The organism is Flavobacterium weaverense, from assembly GCF_003688495.1.
GTDB lineage: Bacteria > Bacteroidota > Bacteroidia > Flavobacteriales > Flavobacteriaceae > Flavobacterium > Flavobacterium weaverense.
Genome location: NZ_REFH01000014.1, coordinates 82,602 through 100,346, shown reverse-complemented (window position 1 = coordinate 100,346; position 17,745 = coordinate 82,602). Strand labels below are relative to the sequence as shown.

The window sequence follows — 17,745 nt, the reverse complement described above, 5'->3', positions numbered from 1 at the left end:
CTCATTTAAGAAACCTTTGGAGACAAGTTGTCTGTTATTATATTCTTTTGGAGGAGTACTTTTTTCTTCAAAGAATAGATGCATTTTCTCTTGTTCGATTTTGGTGTTGACCAAATCAAAGTGTTCCACAATTAATTCAGGAAGGATCAGTTTTAAAAGTTCTATGTAATTCTCCAAAGCTCGTTCTTTTAATAAGCTAAATTAGGAAATCTTTCATTCCTCCCCAACTTCTAGGATTGATCCGGAAAATCTATTAAAAACTAGCTTTAAAGACATGCATATTTATACAGGATTGGAAATCTCACTTTGTAATAAGCGATTATTCCTTGAGTTTTAAATATTGATAAAAAAAGAATACTATACGTACTTTAAAGAGGTATTTCAGATACATTCACAACTAAGGATGAAGAAGCCCTCATAGTGCGATATCGCTTTTGTCAACGATATTGGAATTTGGGAATTAAAAAATGAATATTCGTGATGTAAATGACCTTTTTAAAAGTCGTATATCTGCTCAAGTAAACTAATAAATAGTTTGATCATCAATTGTAAATTTCTATATTTTTAGAAGTGATTATAGAGGCTTATGGACTTTACTAAAAATATCATAATCTTATATCGGAGACATTTTAAAATTCAGGAGAACAACTCAATCATTTAATTGCAGTGAAATTGATTTAAAAGAAAAGAATTTATTTGTTTTTTACAAATGATACTATTTATCGTGAATTGTGGAATCTCTAATTGTAGTGTTTCTAAGTATCTTAATTAAATCCTGAACTTTGAAAGGCTTTGATAAGTAATCATTCATTCCTGCATTTAAACATTCTTGTTTGTCCTCAGGCATAGCATTAGCTGTTAGAGCCACAATGTAGGGTTGTTTCAACTCAGAGCTTCTGATGAATTTTGTCGCTTCTAAACCATCCATTTCTGGCATTAAAACATCCATCAAAATCAAGTCATAATCTTCATCTTTGTACATTTCTATCGCAACTCTACCATTATGTGCTACGCCCGGCGTATAACCTAATTTGCTTAGGACTTTAGTTGCAAGTTTTTGATTGATTAAGTTATCTTCAACTAATAGTATTTTGAGCGGATATTTAACTGCAAAATCTGTAGTGTACGATGGTAAAAATTGATTGGGCGCCAATTTCTTATTTTCCATTATAGAATATAAAAGATTATAGAGGCGATCTTGTTTAATCGGCTTTGCTATCACAGCAGCAAATGTCGAGATTTCTTCTAAAGAGAAATTCGTTTGCGGATAAGCCGAAACTAGTAATGGAATCTTAGAATCCAATTCACGATATGATTTTAAAAAATAATTTTTGTCTGCGATAATTATTTCTTGATCTATTAAAACTACATCATTTGAAGAATTTTTAATTAGTTCAAATAGGTCTTCGGTATTTGATTTGATTACTTCTGATTTCACATTTAACCTCTCTAACCATTTTTTTAGAGTACTACCAACTACTTCATTATCATTAATAATAAGAACCTTCTTTGGCATCACATAATTAGAATACTCACTATTCTTTAAATTAGTATTAAATCTTGTTAAAACATTAAAACTGAATTTACTACCAAAATTAATTTTACTTTCTACCTTTATTTTGCCTCCTAGTAATTTTATTAAAGACTTACTAATTGGTAATCCCAACCCAGAGCCACCATATTTTCTCGTGGTAGATGAATCTAGCTGATGAAATGGACTGAATAAGTTTTTTATATCCTTTTCTTCAATTCCTATACCGCTATCTGTAATTTCAAATAATAATGTTTGCTGATTTTCTAAAGTGTTACCGATTGTAACCTTAATAGCTATTACCCCATCATGAGTAAACTTCACGGCATTACCTACTAAATTTACCAAGACTTGTCTTAATCGTAAGCCATCAATTTTAATAAATTTGCTAATCTCGGAATCAATATCATAAATTAAATGAAGATTTCGCTCAAAGGCTTGAATAGCAAATAAATCTAAAACATCTTCAATTCCTTTTTTAAGATCAAAATCATAGTGCTCCAATTCCAGTTTTCCTGACTCAATTTTAGAATAGTCTAAGATGTCATTGATTACAGATAGTAGCGCATCTCCGCTAGTATTAATAATTTGAACATATTCACTTTGTTCTTCGTTCAAATTCGTTTCTGACAATAAGTTACTCATACCGATAATTCCATTCATAGGCGTCCTTATTTCATGGCTCATTGTCGCTAGAAAAATACCTTTAGCATTGTTAGCATCATCTGCCCTCTCCCTTTGTAATCGTAGTTCCTTATTGACATCTAATATAGCTTCTGATTTAATTCTTAATTGTTCAGATTTCACATTTAATTGCTCCGACTGAATTTGTAGCTCTTCTGCTTGAATTTGGAGCCTTTTATTCGCATTTTCAAGAATTTCAGATTGTTTTCTTAAGGTATCAGAATTGATAATTAAATTTTCATTAAGCTCTTCAACTGTTGCCTTTTGCTCCATTATAGCTTTTACATTGTTTCTTGAAAAAGAAATCCCTCGATAAGAAAATATCAAAGCTAATATAAGTGTCGAAAAAGAATTAACTAAGAATAACATTTTAGCATCATCAGCAGACATAATTTCATACTTACTTTGAATGGGTACAAAAAGTGCACATAAAACAAAACAAATTGTAGATATAGAATAATAAAGTCTTAATTTCTTTTTGTACGGTTTAGAAGTGTCTACAATGAATCCAAAAGCTAAATAAAAAACAAAAAAATACATTAAACCACCAGGTCCTAAACCTTGCAATAAAACACCTAATGTTATTGTAATACATGAAATAATAGTAGTAATTAATCCAGGGTCTCTAACGATACCCCTTTTAAAAAGAACTACATTGATACTCATACCAATACAAAAAAACAACACAGTAAGTGCCAAATAATAAAATCCTAAAACAGCAAAAGCACCTGAAATTAATAATGCAGTTAAGACGGAAGTGATCATCACTGCAATAATTTTTTTCTTAAGTTCGAAATTTTTTAGTGACGGTTTATGTGGTCTAATCATAAATTTTAATTTAATAAGATTCTCTTTAGCTACTGACAGTAATTTTAAAAAAATATTTTTTTTTTGTCTACTATTCATCGAATCTTCAAGAAATCTAACTTTTTTTATTTGAGGTCAATGCAATAAAATTAAAAATATTGCATATCATAATTTAATTCTAACTTTTATGCAATGGAAATTTTATCTTGAAAGTTGTTCCTACATTCTCTTCGCTTAAAACTTCAATCTTACCACCTAAACTTTCTACTTGATTTTTTGAGATAAACAAACCGATACCTCTTGAATCTTCATATTGATGAAAGGTTTTATACATACCAAAAATTTTGTCACCATATTTATCTAAATTAATACCTAGTCCATTATCTACGAAATTGAGAACGACAAAATTATCTTCTTCGTAGGTGTGAATATTTAAATAGCTTTCCCTTTCTTGACTTTGATACTTTATGGCGTTACTAATAAAATTCAAGATAATACTATCAATGTAAGCTGGAATTCCTTGTATTAAAACTTCTTTTTCAACCTGATTATTTATTAAAAAATTTGTCTTCTTTATTTGCAAAGCTAAACTTTGAATGTTTTTCTCCACAAAATCAAATACTCTTATTTCTTCTGACTTAATTTCACTTAGATTAATTTTAACTACATCTATTAGGTCATCCACAGTCTGTTGCAGATTATCAGCACCATGCTTTAATAATATTGAAATTTCGTTTTCATCAATTTCTGGAAACTCCGAAATTAGTAAATCAATTAGACCAGAAATCCCTCCGCTGTGAGATCTTAAATTATGTGAAACAATATTTGCAAAATTTTTCAATCTATTATTCTGCTCTTTAGTGATATCAAGAAGTGATTTGATTTCGTTTTCAACTTTTTTTAATGCAGATATATCAGTTGCTACACCAAGATACCCTGTAACATTATTATTTTTTATAACTGGACTAACTGATAATAATACTGGAAATTTACTTCCGTCTTTTCTCTTGTATGTCCATTCCTTAGTCACAGACTCTCCTCTTCCTATTTCATATATAAGGCTTTCAAAACCTCTAATTTCTTCATTGTATTTCTCAAATAGCTTTAGACTATTCGCTACTATTTCTTTTGGAACATGTATAATTTCTGGAGTTTCGTTTCCAACGACTTCATCTGCTTTATAACCTAGCATTATTTCAGCGCCCGAATTAAAAAGTGTTATTTTGCCATCTATATCGGTTTCTATTATCACTACTTCCGTAGTTGCGTTAAGAACTGCTTGCATTCTAATTATAGCGTCATTTAGTTTCTGCTCTGCTGCTTTTTCTTCGCTAATGTCCTGAATAAATGACCAAACGAGTTTTTTACCACTTAAGTCTTCAATTACTACTCCACTTAACAATACTGGATATCGCGAGCCATCTTTACGAATATATTCTTTTTGATATTTATCATATCCGCTCTTTTGCTCCATTTGTTGGATAGCAATTAAATCCAAGTGTTGGAATTCTTTAGGAGTTACATCAGAATAACGTAGTGCCAGAAATTCCTTCTTGCTATAACCTGAACTTTCAAATAATTTTTCGTTCACATCTATAAATTCTCCTGTCTCATAATCATTTAGCGCTATACCTATTGGTGATAGCTTATACAGCGCATTTAAGTTTTTTCTTTGGTAACTGATTTCAAGTTCTTCGATTTTTCTTTTGGTAATGTCTTCATGAGTACCAAACATTGTTAATGGCATATTATTTTCTGTCCATTCGATAACTTTGCCGTGATCCCTTACCCAAACCCAAGTACCACTTTTATGCCTCATTCGAGTTTCAATTTCGTAGAATTCGGTTTTTCTGTCAAAACAAAGCTGAGTTCTACGTGTTGATTCTTCTAAATCGTCTGGATGCGCCAACCTAAACCAAGTGTCAATATTAATAGGTTCGAGTTCTGCTAGAGTGTAGCCAACAATTTCAGCCCATCTTTCATTAAAAATAGATTCTCCAGTTTGCACTTTCCATTCCCAAGTACCCACATTTGTACCATCAAGCACGTTTTTAAAACGATCTCTCGCAATCACTAATTCTTCTACTTCTCGGCCTTGTGGAATAATAAATAATACTTTGCCTTGTTCATTAAATAAAGGTCTTAAACTAAATAATAATGTAGTCGTTTGCTCATTAGCAATATTAATTCGCACTTCATATGAAACTTCCTGACCTGCAAGAGCTTTTTTAAAATTTACTTTAAGTTCTTCTTGCGCCTTTTCAGATATTTGCCACCAATAACAGTCCCAAAAATATTTACCTATAACGTCCTCCTTTTTAATTCCTGCTACATTTAAGGCAGTTTTATTAACTTCTAATAAAATTCCTTCTGTATTTAAAAAACCTATGAATGTCATCGTAGAATCGAAAATTCCTTCAAACTTTAGTTCTCTTTCCTTTATTGCTGTAATATCTTGAAAGCTTCCAATAATTTTTTCTCCTACTCGCTTGCCAATCACTCGTGCCCACTTGTTATTTTCTTTAGCGGTTACAAGAAGACATATGACATCAAAAGGAGTTTTATAAATGATCGCATTTGAAACTGCATTACTTATAATTTCTCTATAATCATGATGATAAAAATTTAAATCGTTTTTTAAGTCTTGATTAAAATCCTTAGGGACTTCGAGTATATCATATACAAAGTCGTTCCAACTAGTTTTCATCGTATTGACATCAATCTCCCATATTCCTATTTGATTAGAATCCTGGATAATTTCTAACAGCGTGTTTGCTTCAATTAAAGTATTATTTTTACTTTCAAGATCAAATTGATTCTTTCTTACTTCAATGGAAATCGCAATTTGCAACGCTAATTTCTGTAAAAACTCAAGTTGCTGATTAGATAATTTTCTACAATGAAGGTCAATAACGCAAAGCGAACCTATAACAATTCCAGCAAAATCAAAAAGTGGAATCGCCGCATAAAATATTATTTTAGGATTACTTTCACCTAACGATAATTTTGAATAAAGTGGATCTATTCTAGTATCCTCAATTATTACATCAGAAGTTGATTTAGTGAAATTGTTGCGTAAGAAATCAAAGTCTTTAATACTGTCTATATCTGCTAATCCATAGCTAGATAAAAGCACTGATTCTTGATTAGTAAATAAACTTACAAATGAAATTGGACATACTGAGATTTCAGATGCCATAGTAGTATAAAAATTAAAAGTATCTTTTTGCGCAGCGTCAAATATTATATTGGCTTCAAGATTGCTCAGTTTACCCATTTATAAATAATGTTTTTACTATTTACTTGCAATTATTTTTAGCTGTGTGCTAAAAAAGCATTAAGGTAAGATAAATATTGCTTTACAAGGTTACTTCTATCAAGAAAAAAATTTAGTGTACCGTTACTTTAATTTTTTATTTCTTCGTCTGACTAACAGATAAATAAAAAGTAATGGTGCAAAAGTAAAAAAACCAACTCCATACTTAAACGTACTGTATGTTGCTATACCTATAAGAAAACCAATAAAAATTCCTGTGAAAATTTTATCTGAATTAGCTTTTTTCGTTTGCTGTGATAGCTCGTAGTTATCAGGCTTTAAATCATTTTCATTTTCCATATGGTTCTATTATAAAACTAATAAGTACGATAAAAACTAGCGGCTTAACAAAAGGGAATCCACTCCCAGAGTTAAAACCGCTGTAAGTGATGAATTTATTTTTTAGGGTATTCAATTATGTTATCAACAACAAATTTTCGGGATGCCTCGCCATCTGTTAGTTTATATTTTATTTGTCGAATCTTTCCTGTTGGATTGCTATTTTCATTATTTTCTTTGTAAGTCCTAAAGCGCTGAACTAATATGTTTTTTACAATTGAAAATTCATCATGTCCCATATATCCCTTATTAGTCAATGGATTATCAGCAATTGGTGGAAAATAGATTTGGCTTACAGATTTTCCCGCATTTACAGAGTATGCAATTACGTTTCCATAACTACCGCTTCCTGCAGATGTTGTATAAACCAAAAGTTCTGGAAATCCGTCAGAATTTAAGTCTGAAATTTCAGCATTAGTAACAGAACCGTCAACTTCCATTGTTATTTTAGTATTGTCTATTTCTAAACCAAAAGGTTGAATGGTTAGTTTTTGGATAGAACCTTTTCCTGTGGTGCTTACGTCAAAACTAATGTTTTCCATAGACAATGTTTTTAAAAATACTCGAGAATCTAATTGCTTCTCATCTAAAGTTTCATCGATTTTCACATAATCACCGCTGAAGCTTCCTCCTCCAGAGCAGTAATAGCTCAATGCGTATTTATCTTCATCTTTCTCAGGTGCAATAGTAATGATCCCTTTATCAAATGTGTAGATAATGTCTTTTCCATCAACATTAGATCTCAACTGATTATTAGAGATTTTAATTGCATCTGCATCAAATGTGCAAGTTGGTTTTTTCTTGTCAACACGTGAACGAACCGAAATATGAAATGAACTATCTGATACTTGATTTACAGAAACAGATATCCAGTCATACCCTTCATTTCGTTTTTTATAACTTTCAGAAACATAGTTTCCTGTAAATTGTGATATTTCTTGATTAGAATTATTAGCTTTTGTCGTCTGTTCTACAGGTTCACTTTTGTTTTGATTTTGGCAACTTACAGCAGCTATAATAATAACTTTAAATAAAATGATATGTTTTAGAAGTTTCATTGTGGCTTAATGTGTTTTTTTTAATTGTACTATTTTTAGTGTATCTTTCTTTTATAATTTTAAGCAAGATAATACTAGTTAGCTGAAAAATATTTTAAAAATAAATAAATCAGCAAATTTCTTTGCCTTTAATGTCAAGTGAAAATGCAATAAAAAAATTTTGCAGAGTTTTTTATTTCTGCGTTAAAAGGACCATTTGTCTTTTTGTAGATGCAAAAAAGTCATAGCAAAAATTATCTAATTCGAAATAAATTGTAATTGAAAAAATCAAGATTTATATGAGTATCAAATCAACACTGCTACTAAATGGATGTTATCTATATTATTTTCTACAATTCGATAAATTTCAATGTCGTTTAATATCACACGATTAAAATTCTAGAGCTAAAAGTTTATAGTTTACGATTATAAGTTGTTAAATACAGAAGTACAAATAATATTAACTAAAATTTGCCTGAAATAAAAAGTATGAATTTAATTTAACTGCTTATCTCACCATACTTCAATGGACTAAACAGGTACTACTTTTAAATGTTGTTCAAAGGCTATTATCTGAAATTTTAGTGTCTCAGTTTCGTTTTGGAGAATTGGGGGTTACTATATATTTTCTCCTAATTAATGATCAGCTTTAATTTTTAGTCTAATTTTTTAAAAGTAATTATTACCATCACTTTGTTTCAGATAACGCGATTTGATAAATTATTTTTATTGGGCTCTGATAATCGGTAACGTAAATTTAAAGTTGCTCCCAACGCCTAGTTCACTCGAAGCCCAAATTTTCCCTCCAAGCTTTTCGACAAAATCTTTACAAAGAATTAATCCTAAACCAGCACCTTTCTCGCCTGCAGTTCCAAGTGTAGTTTTAATAGTTTCAATATGAAACAAAGTTTCTACCCTTTGTGCAGGCATTCCAATTCCATTGTCAGAAACTGAAATTTCAATAAAATTGCCACACATTACTGCATAAACTATAATTTCTCCACTATCATTTGTAAATTTTACTGCGTTAGAAATAAGGTTTCTCAGAACAACTTTTAATATATTAAAATCACCAAAAAACTCAATCACCTCTGGCTCAACATATTTTAAAACAATATTTTTGTCCTTTACACTAAAATCTGAAAGCTCAAATATTTCTTGAACCACATTTGAAAGTACCATTTTAATTGGACTAAAATTAATTTGGCCTATTTGTAACTTAGCCCAATTGAGCAAGTTGTCAAGCAAAATAATCGTGTTTTTTGCAGAAGCACTTATAATTTTTAAAAAGTCATTAATTTCTTCACCCTTATAATTACTTTCGTTTTCAATCAACAATTCAGAAAAGCCAAGAATATTATTTAAAGGACCTCGCAGATCATGTGCAATAATAGAAAACATTTTATCTTTAGTGGCATTAAGTTCTCTTAACTGAATCTCATTTGCCTCAGCTTTTTCTTTTGCAACTATTAGTTCTGATTGAAGTGAAACTGCTAGGGTCGCAATAGTCAACTCCTGCTCTAATTTTTCATTCTCTTCACTCTGTTGAGCAAGCTTGATTTTAGAAACCATAAATTCTGAAGCTCTACGCGCTTTCTCTTCGTTTTGAAAAACAAGTTCAATATTTGCAATAATTAATGCAGCTTCCCGCTCTTGTTTTTCTTGATTTTGATATTTTAACTCTTTTTTTACGGTTCGTAACTCCGTAGCTCGCTTCTTCTTCTCCTCAACTTGGTATCGAAGTTCAATATTAGCAATTCTCAATTCGTCTGCGCGCTTTTCTTTTTCTTTGCTTTGATATTCAAGCTCAATACTTGCGATTTTAAGTTCGGCAGCACGTTTTTCTTTTTCTTCGCTTTGAAATTCAAGTTCTATATTTGCAATCGCTAATTCTGCCGCACGCTTTTTCTTTTCTCTACTTTGGTGCGCAAGTTCTATATTAGCAATCTTCAATTCTGCAGCTCGTTTTTCTTTCTCTAAATTTTGATGTACAATTTTAATAGTAGCAACCTTCAATTCTGCTAAACTTTTTTCGTTTTCTAAATTTTGGATAGAGAAATTTAAATTAAGAATTTTATTTTCCTTCTCTAAGTTGGTAATTTTATTTTCTAATTCTTCGTATGTTGCCTTTTCACTCATTTGCTAAATTAGAATTAATATTATATTAAACGTGAAGTTAAGATTTCCCACTTCCTAAAAATCAAAATTTTGAAAATTAAAGAGTTACTTCGAAATATACATTAATTTATAACAGTAACTTCGCTTTTCTTTCGATCCTATATTAATTACATATTTCTTACATTTCTTCAATTTATATTTAAAAAATTGTACAATAGAAAAGCATATGACGTATTTTGTGATAATAAAACAGCTAAAAATTAGGAACACGAAAAAGTTAATTAACATTTTCATCTTTCAAAGAATCAATAAAGCAGTAAATTATTCAGTATTTAAATGTTTGTAAGATAAAAGACATTCTTACAAAATATCCAGAGTCTATATATAGGAGAATAAAAAATAATTATAACCAGTCAAAACTACTACATTATAAAATATAACTTAAATAATGAAGAGGATATTGATTGATTTACATCGAAATAAACCATTATATTTTTAATTAATCAGAGCTATAAAATTACTGAGGAGAAATCTTTTGAGTTTATCAAGTGATTAAAAGCAATTAATATATAACAGCAAAAAAGTCCTGCCTGATTATATTTTTAAACCGAATTCCGCATGCATTATTGAAAGTTCAGCATTTACTTAATTTTGAAGTGTAATACTACAGCTGGATTTATTGCAACAATGTCATTTATAAATTCCAGCTTTTGCTTTGGCGAAATAACAACTGAATCAAATTTCCCATATTGAATTTCGATCCTATCAATCGATGTTGCTGGCGCACTTAAAATAGTATTAGTTTCTGAAATGCTTTTTATTGTTTTGATATCAACTGTTTCTTTAAATGTAAAACCACACTTAATTTCTAAAATATCTCCGTTGATAGTGTAATGAGTCGTTACAAACATATGAACTATTAAAATAATGATAAGTACTACTATTGCGATCGCTAACAAATTTTGCTCTACAATTAATTGTAAAAATAAAGTAGTACCAAATATTAAAGTTAACGGGATTACTAATTCAAGACCTATCTTCGATTTATACCGTTTTATCATTTTATTATCCTTATTCTACATTATTAAGCTTGGCTCTCACGAAAAATTCTCTTCACAGAATCGTTGTCTATAACTCTACTATTTTACCTTAAAGTTTGTGCGGTCCAGACATGTGTGAATTATAAAAACCTTTAAGTCCAGCCCTGAAATTTATACTCTTAATTACCATTGAATTTGGATTTAATCGCTTTCTCAACTCTCCAAATTAGCACTGTCAAAATTAAAAACATTAATCCCAAACCTAAAGCTAAATTTACAGAATCATTAAAATTAGTAATCAAACCCAGAAAGCCGCATATAAAAAGAAGTAAACCTAATTTAATCATTTCTTTAGATGAATATTCCTGAGCAAAAGTCCATCTCTCTTGACTTTTCATTGAACTAGTTGATCGATAGCCATAAAGTGAATTAATTTTTCGCGGAGGAAATGAGCGCGTAATAATTCCAGCCGCCACAAATATTAATCCGACAAAAAAAGGAATATTTATTAATGGATTTTGAGATATAGCGTTCAAGGAATCTATCATGATTATACTCTTTAAAACATTTTTATCTCTAAAGATATCGTTTTTAAAATATAAAGTAAAGAGTGTTTCTACTATTTCAAAATGGAATCTAATGTTGGTACCAGGTTGTTAGAAATAATTAGCTATTTAATCGCAAATTCTTACCAGTATCCATGTTTTAATTTTTCGAAAATGCTTTGACGATTAACTTTTTCGAATTACGATTGCAAAAGCCACTACTTTGGGAATTAATGCTAGTTACATACCAAGAATACTTTTAACAATATGTAGCGATGTTGCTTCACAAAAATCGAGTCCAGAATAATCAGGATTGAAGCCTCCAATATAAGGAACTGCCATGATGTAAATATTTTCATTATAAGCACCATAATGATCTAGAATCTGGAACTTATCATTTATACTAATTCCAGATACTGTCCTATAATAATTCCCTTGACTATCAACCTCAACGCTTGAATCTCCTTTCGACAATGCAAGCTTACCCATCTTGTTATTTTGAAATCGCAATCTAGCTGCGCTAACATTCTTGTCTGCTTTCAAACTAGCAAAAGGAAAATCTTTGAAAGATAAATGAGGCTGTCCTACACAGTCTATAAACGTACGATAGGACTGCGAATGCAAAGTATTTTTTTCATCATAGTACTTATAAATAATACCTTCCTCTTGTGGCTCAATTTCACTGTCGTGACCTACCGAAACTATTGACAAAACTCCAGCTTGGTAAAGAGCCAAAAGATCGATACACGATTTTTGCGGAACAAAAGCTATAATAATACTTATTAATGGCATTAAAACCTTGTGCAACCTTTCCATGTCTTCGGCAGAGAAGTACTTAGCAGGGTGATTCATTGCAAAACTTAAAACCGCAAGCATTTCCTTCCAGTAAATAGATTCCTGCCTTTTTATCGATTTTTCCGCTTCAATATATTCTGCTTTTAGTAATTGAAAGGAATCCAAGCGAATTCGCAGCTCCATCATTGCATCGACAAATTCTTCGATCTTTAAATCTTTTATTTTTGGATAAAAATCAGGATCTTTATCTTTGAATATGTCCTTAAAATCTTTTTGGAAAATATAATCTAATGATAAAAACCCATCATTGTTATCTTTATGATCTTGTATTTCTTCTGGAGTTAATAACGAGTCATTACTTAAATGAGAATCTTCCAAATGGAACCGAAGCGCTGGAAGCAAACCTTCTCTAGAATGCATCACAATGCTGAAATTCGTACTTTCTTTATTTAGAGTATAATTTAAATTTCCATCTTCATCTGTTGAAAACTTTCCGTTTTTCCTTGCTAATGTTCGTATAGCGTCAATCGCTGTTAACGACGAACCTCTCAATGCAACTGGGTGATTTAAATTTAATTCAAGTTTTGAAGGAGGATAAGGCGAATCAAAACATCCTTCATGCTTACCTTCCCATTTAGATGGCCAAGAGTGACCTGTACAAATTATCACATCATCAAATTTTAGTTCTGACTGTGAAGTGTAGAGCCAAACTTCCTTATTTTCATTATCATATTTGATGTCTAATACTTCACTTTCATAACGAACTGTAGTTTTTATCTTTAAATCTGAAGCAATTTGTAAGAGTAAATCAAATTGAGCTGTCAAATAATAGCCAAAAAGCAATCTAGGAAGTACTTTATAATCGTTTATCGTAGTAATATCAATATCAAATGATTTTAATAATTCATTAGGCTGCTCTTTTAACCACTCCACAACTGAAGAAACTAATTCTGGAGTTTCATTACCCGATACATTTGTAATATGTTCTCTATTTGCTCCCTCTTGACTATACGGCATTCCTGCACCAAGAACTTTTTTTCTTTCAAATATGTCTACTTCAAAATCAGAGATCCCCGAATGAATTAATCTTTTAAATAGAAATAATGCACTTGGTCCTCCGCCTACAATAGCAATTCGTTTTTTAGTTTTCATTAAAATTATATCATATTGAAAATTATAATTTAACAGAGTAAAGGCTTAGAAGAATTGTTGATTAAATGATAACAAGACAATAATGTAATGGATTCTATCCAAAATTTTCTACTAAAAGCCAAAATATTTCCAGAATTACTCTAGTATAAAATTAAATAATCACCTCATTATTCATTTACTGAATATTTGAAAAATTTTATAGAATTTTAAGTTTGATGCATTATGTAATTTCGTTATTATATCTTTTTCCTTTAAATGAGTCAACGGATGAATTGAAGCGAAAAAAATAAGGATTTTTAAATTTTGGTTCGAATAAGTAATTAGCAAGACAAAAAAAATGTCCGTCAATTGAATGACGAACATTTTTTAACTTGTCGAAAGCTTATGATTTTACAAGAATTGTAATTTTTACATTTCAGAATAAGGAATGTAAATATGAAAAGTAGCTCCTTCGTTTAAAATTCCAGTTGCAGTTATAATTCCATTGTGATTGTCTACAATTCGTTTAACAATTGCTAGACCAATTCCTGTTCCGTCAAATTTTTCTTTACCATGTAAACGTTGAAACACTTCAAAGATTTTTTCACTATACTCCGTTTCAAAACCAATTCCATTATCCTGAAATTTTATATAACAGTAGTTTCTGGAATCAATTAGCTTTGGATTATCAAATTCAGAACCTAATCCCGATTTACATTCTATTATAATTTTTGGAGCGTTTTCAGATTTTGTAAACTTTAATGAATTACTTATCAAATTAAATAACAATTGCCTAAACTGAAATGGAATTACGTCGATTTCACAATCACTTATTATAGAAATTGTATCATTAATGTCTAAAAATTCTTGTTCTAAATCTTCCTTTACTTCCTCTACAATAAGTGACAGCTTAGCTTTTTCAAAAACGCGTTCTTGAACGCTCGTTCTAGAATAAGCAAGTAAATCTTGTATTAATGTCTGCATTCTATTGGCAGCATTTTGCATTCTTAAAAATTTATCCTTGCCTTTTGGAGAAAGATTTTCACTTTCACCCTCTTTTATTTGGGTAGCGAATGTTTGGATTTTTCGAAGAGGTTCCTGCAAATCATGACTAGAGATATATGCAAAAGATTGCAATTCTCGGTTCATCTTTTCCAAATCCTCATTTTTATTAAAAAGCTCTTTAGTCCTTTCAGAAACTTGTCTTTCTAATTCGTTCGTAAACATTTTCTGATCTTGAATGTCGGTACTTGTTCCTACCCACATTGTAATTTTACCCTCTTTATCGCGCTGCGGAATTGCGCGACTTAACTGCCAACGGTAAGTCCCATCGCTTTTACGAAAACGATGCTCTATTAAAAAATCTTTTTCAGTTGCAATTGCTTCGAGCCATTTTACAATATTCGCTTCTCTTTCATCGTCATGCACAATGGAAATCCAACCGTGCTCGATCATGTCCTCCTTTGAATATCCAGAGAAATCAAAAACGGCTTGATTAAAGTAGTTAAGATTGCCCTCCTTATCTGCAGTCCATACAAACTGAGGCATCGAGTCTGCTAACAATCTAAATTTTTGTTCTCTCTCAAGCAATTGAGTTTGAATATTTTTCTCCTCAGTGACATCGCGTAAAGTTCCGATAATGCGAATTGCCCGATTATCTGAATTAAAAAACACTTTCCCTTTAGCTTCAATCCAATGAATCACCTCATCTACAATAGTTCTAATTTCATAATGTAACACACCCGTTTTTAGAGCTTTTTCAAATGCAGATTTTCTGATTGCCATATCACTTGGATGCATCTTACTTGAAAGTAAATCACGTTTAGGATTTTTTTCATTAGGAACCCCTAAAATTTGTAGAGCACGATCGGAAACTTTAGTTTCATCTGTTACTAAATCTAATTCCCATATTCCTAGTTCACTAGCACTAATTACTAGATTTAGTCTTTGTTCATTATCTTCTAATGCCTTTTTTGCATTTACATTATTAGTTACATCTGTAGCAACGACCATTATTCCAGTAACGGTATTACCTTCAATAAGTGGATGATAAACAAAATTAAAATATGCGGATTCACTCTTACCAAATCGTTTTAAAGTTACTGGAAACTCGTAACCAAAAAACGCTTTTTGAGTTTCGTAAATACCTTTTATAATTGGATCAATAACAACTTCTACCTCTGGTAAGGATTCAAATAAAGGCTTTCCTAAAAATTCGTCCTCAGTTTTATAAACGATTTCTAGATAAGTGGCATTAACCATCTCCACAACATTACTTTGACCTCTTAAAATAACCATTGCAACAGGAGCTTGATGCATCGCATCTCGGAAACGCTTTTCACTTTCCTCAATTTTTTCCTTAGCTTCATTTAATTCTGTTACTTCGGCCGCAGTGTTCATTACTCCGTAAATCTTTCCTAGAGAATCTCGTAACGGAGTAAAGCTGTAGTTAAAGTAAAAATGTTTAAGAATTCCATCCTTTACTATTCCTACACGCTGATTCTTTGCGCTAAAAGCAATTCCTGAAGCGTAAACTCCTCGTATTTGTTCGTAAATATTTTGATTTGCTAGTTCCGGCAAAACATCACTGTATAATTTACCTATTACATCACTTTCTTTTCCCCACGCCTCAATAACAGATTGATTGGCAAGAGTAATTCGCATCTCTTCACCTGTGTAAACAGCGATTGGAAATGGAGCGCTTTCGACAAGACTACGTATACTTTGCTCGCTTTTTTCTATCTTGTGACGAGCAGTTACTTGGTCAGTTACATCAAATCCGATGGCCATTATTTTATTACTATTGCCGTCTTCGTCGAAAAGAGGCTCATATGAAAAATTCATATAAACAATCTCTAACTTGTCATTGCGCATGATTTCAATAGGAAGCTCCGTAGTAGCAAAGCGTTCACCAGTGACTCTCACATTATCTAATATTTCTTTTATTCCTTGATGTTCTAATTCAGGTATTGATTCAAAAATGGAAAGATTTTCAATTTGATCTTCTGTTTTATTCCATAATTTCAACGCGTTATTATTTGCAATTTCCACTATATAATCCGGACCGCGAAGTATGGATATGGCTATAGGAGCTTGCAAAATCATCAGTCGTAAATTATTCTCACTCTGCTCTAATTTTTTACGTGCAATAGTTTGCGCTGTTATATCTTCTGCTGTACCATTAAAACGGTAAGCAACTTTCTCTTTATTAAACAAAGCTTTACCCTTAACATGTAGCGTTATTTTATTATTCGAAAGCGGATTAATAACATCATATGAAATATCGTAATTCCCTCCAGAAGAATAATCTAAGGTAGCTGCAATCGCCTGCACAACCTTTTCTCTATCGTATTCAGCGATAACTTTTATTCCTTCAATAATATCAATTTCCTTCTCGTCAGAAAGTCCAAACCAATTTTTCAAACGCTTGTTACTAAAAAATTTATTTGAAATTGGGTCAAAGTCAAAAGTACCTAGTTTAGCTGCTTCAATAACAAACTCTAGTTCATTAGTACTTTCCGCAACGGCTTCTTCCGCTATTTTTTGTGCAGTAATATCAGTGTTGGTTCCAAACCACGTAACGATTACTCCTTCTTCGTTTTTTAAAGGTAGCGCTCTAGTCAAAAAATGATGATAAACGCCATCATGACGCTTTATTGGATACATCATTTCGAAAGGGATACCTGTTTGTAGAGAATTATTCCATCCTTCTAAAATTGATGAAAGCTCTTCTTCTTTATATACAGACTTCCAACCCCAACCTTGCATTTCTTCGATAGTTGTTCCTGTATATTCATACCATTTTTTGTTATACCAATACACCTCACCATCTGGATTTGCCATCCAAGATAAGTTAGGTATATTATCAGCCATATCTTTAAATCGCTGCTCACTTTCCTTCAAATCATCGTCCGCAATGTGCTGTGAAGTCGTTTCAATAATCGTAACAAGTATTCCTCCAACTTCACTACTTTCTAAAAAAATTGGACTGAAGGAAAAATCAAAGTAGCAATCCTCCTTTTTACCGTTTCTATCTAACGGCAACATAAAATCAGAATGAGCAACTGCTTGGCCATTCATCACCGTATCAAACATTGGTTCAATAATATTCCGAATTTCTAAAAATGTTTCATGAGAAGTTGATCCTAAAGCATGCGGATGTTTATGATTTCCTAAAATAGTGCGGAAAGCGTCGTTGTATATTTGGATACGTTCTTTTCCCCATGCAACGTACATCGCAAAAGGATTGTTAAGAACTAAAGAAACTGTAGTTTGTAAATTTTGTGGCCAAGTTGACGGATCGCCCAATGATGTTTGATTCCAGTTTTTTTCGCGAATAAGATGTCCCATTTCGCCGCCACCATTGAGGAAGTAAAATTGATTGTTTAAATTAATCAAAGTA

General features: G+C 31.2%; 9 protein-coding genes. All 9 read right to left on the bottom strand.

Annotated elements, in window-relative coordinates; translation table 11 throughout:
* Positions 1–715: 715 nt before the first annotated feature.
* The 9 genes from BC961_RS14615 to BC961_RS14575 all read right to left on the bottom strand — a co-directional run bounded on the left by BC961_RS14615 (position 716) and on the right by BC961_RS14575 (position 17,741).
* A complete protein-coding gene (locus BC961_RS14615) occupies positions 716–3,043 on the bottom strand; it encodes a response regulator (RefSeq protein WP_170151332.1) in 2,328 nt (775 codons plus the stop codon).
* Positions 3,044–3,200: 157 nt separating this feature from the next.
* Positions 3,201–6,299: a PAS domain S-box protein gene (locus tag BC961_RS14610; protein WP_121926602.1), complete on the bottom strand. Its 3,099-nt coding sequence runs from the start codon at positions 6,297–6,299 to the stop codon at positions 3,201–3,203.
* A gap of 123 nt (positions 6,300–6,422) precedes the next feature.
* Positions 6,423–6,638 (bottom strand): hypothetical protein, encoded by a 216-nt coding sequence (locus BC961_RS14605; RefSeq protein ID WP_121926601.1) that lies wholly within the window; start codon positions 6,636–6,638, stop codon positions 6,423–6,425.
* A gap of 95 nt (positions 6,639–6,733) precedes the next feature.
* Entirely contained in the window at positions 6,734–7,735 is a 1,002-nt protein-coding gene (locus tag BC961_RS14600; RefSeq protein ID WP_121926600.1) for a PliI family lysozyme inhibitor of I-type lysozyme, read from the bottom strand.
* Positions 7,736–8,440: 705 nt separating this feature from the next.
* Positions 8,441–9,667 carry a sensor histidine kinase gene (locus BC961_RS14595; RefSeq protein ID WP_147440551.1) on the bottom strand — a complete coding sequence of 409 codons (1,227 nt, stop codon included), beginning with the start codon at positions 9,665–9,667 and terminating at the stop codon, positions 8,441–8,443.
* Positions 9,668–10,473: 806 nt separating this feature from the next.
* On the bottom strand, positions 10,474–10,893 hold the full coding sequence (locus BC961_RS14590; protein ID WP_121926598.1) for a PH domain-containing protein: 420 nt from the start codon (positions 10,891–10,893) through the stop codon (positions 10,474–10,476).
* Positions 10,894–11,051: 158 nt separating this feature from the next.
* Positions 11,052–11,420, bottom strand: a complete 369-nt coding sequence (locus BC961_RS14585; protein ID WP_121926597.1) for an SdpI family protein — start codon at positions 11,418–11,420, stop codon at positions 11,052–11,054.
* A gap of 237 nt (positions 11,421–11,657) precedes the next feature.
* Positions 11,658–13,364, bottom strand: a complete 1,707-nt coding sequence (locus BC961_RS14580) for an FAD/NAD(P)-binding protein (protein ID WP_121926596.1) — start codon at positions 13,362–13,364, stop codon at positions 11,658–11,660.
* A 408-nt stretch (positions 13,365–13,772) separates the two neighbouring features.
* Positions 13,773–17,741: a PAS domain S-box protein gene (locus BC961_RS14575; RefSeq protein ID WP_245980967.1), complete on the bottom strand. Its 3,969-nt coding sequence runs from the start codon at positions 17,739–17,741 to the stop codon at positions 13,773–13,775.
* Positions 17,742–17,745: the final 4 nt, after the last annotated feature.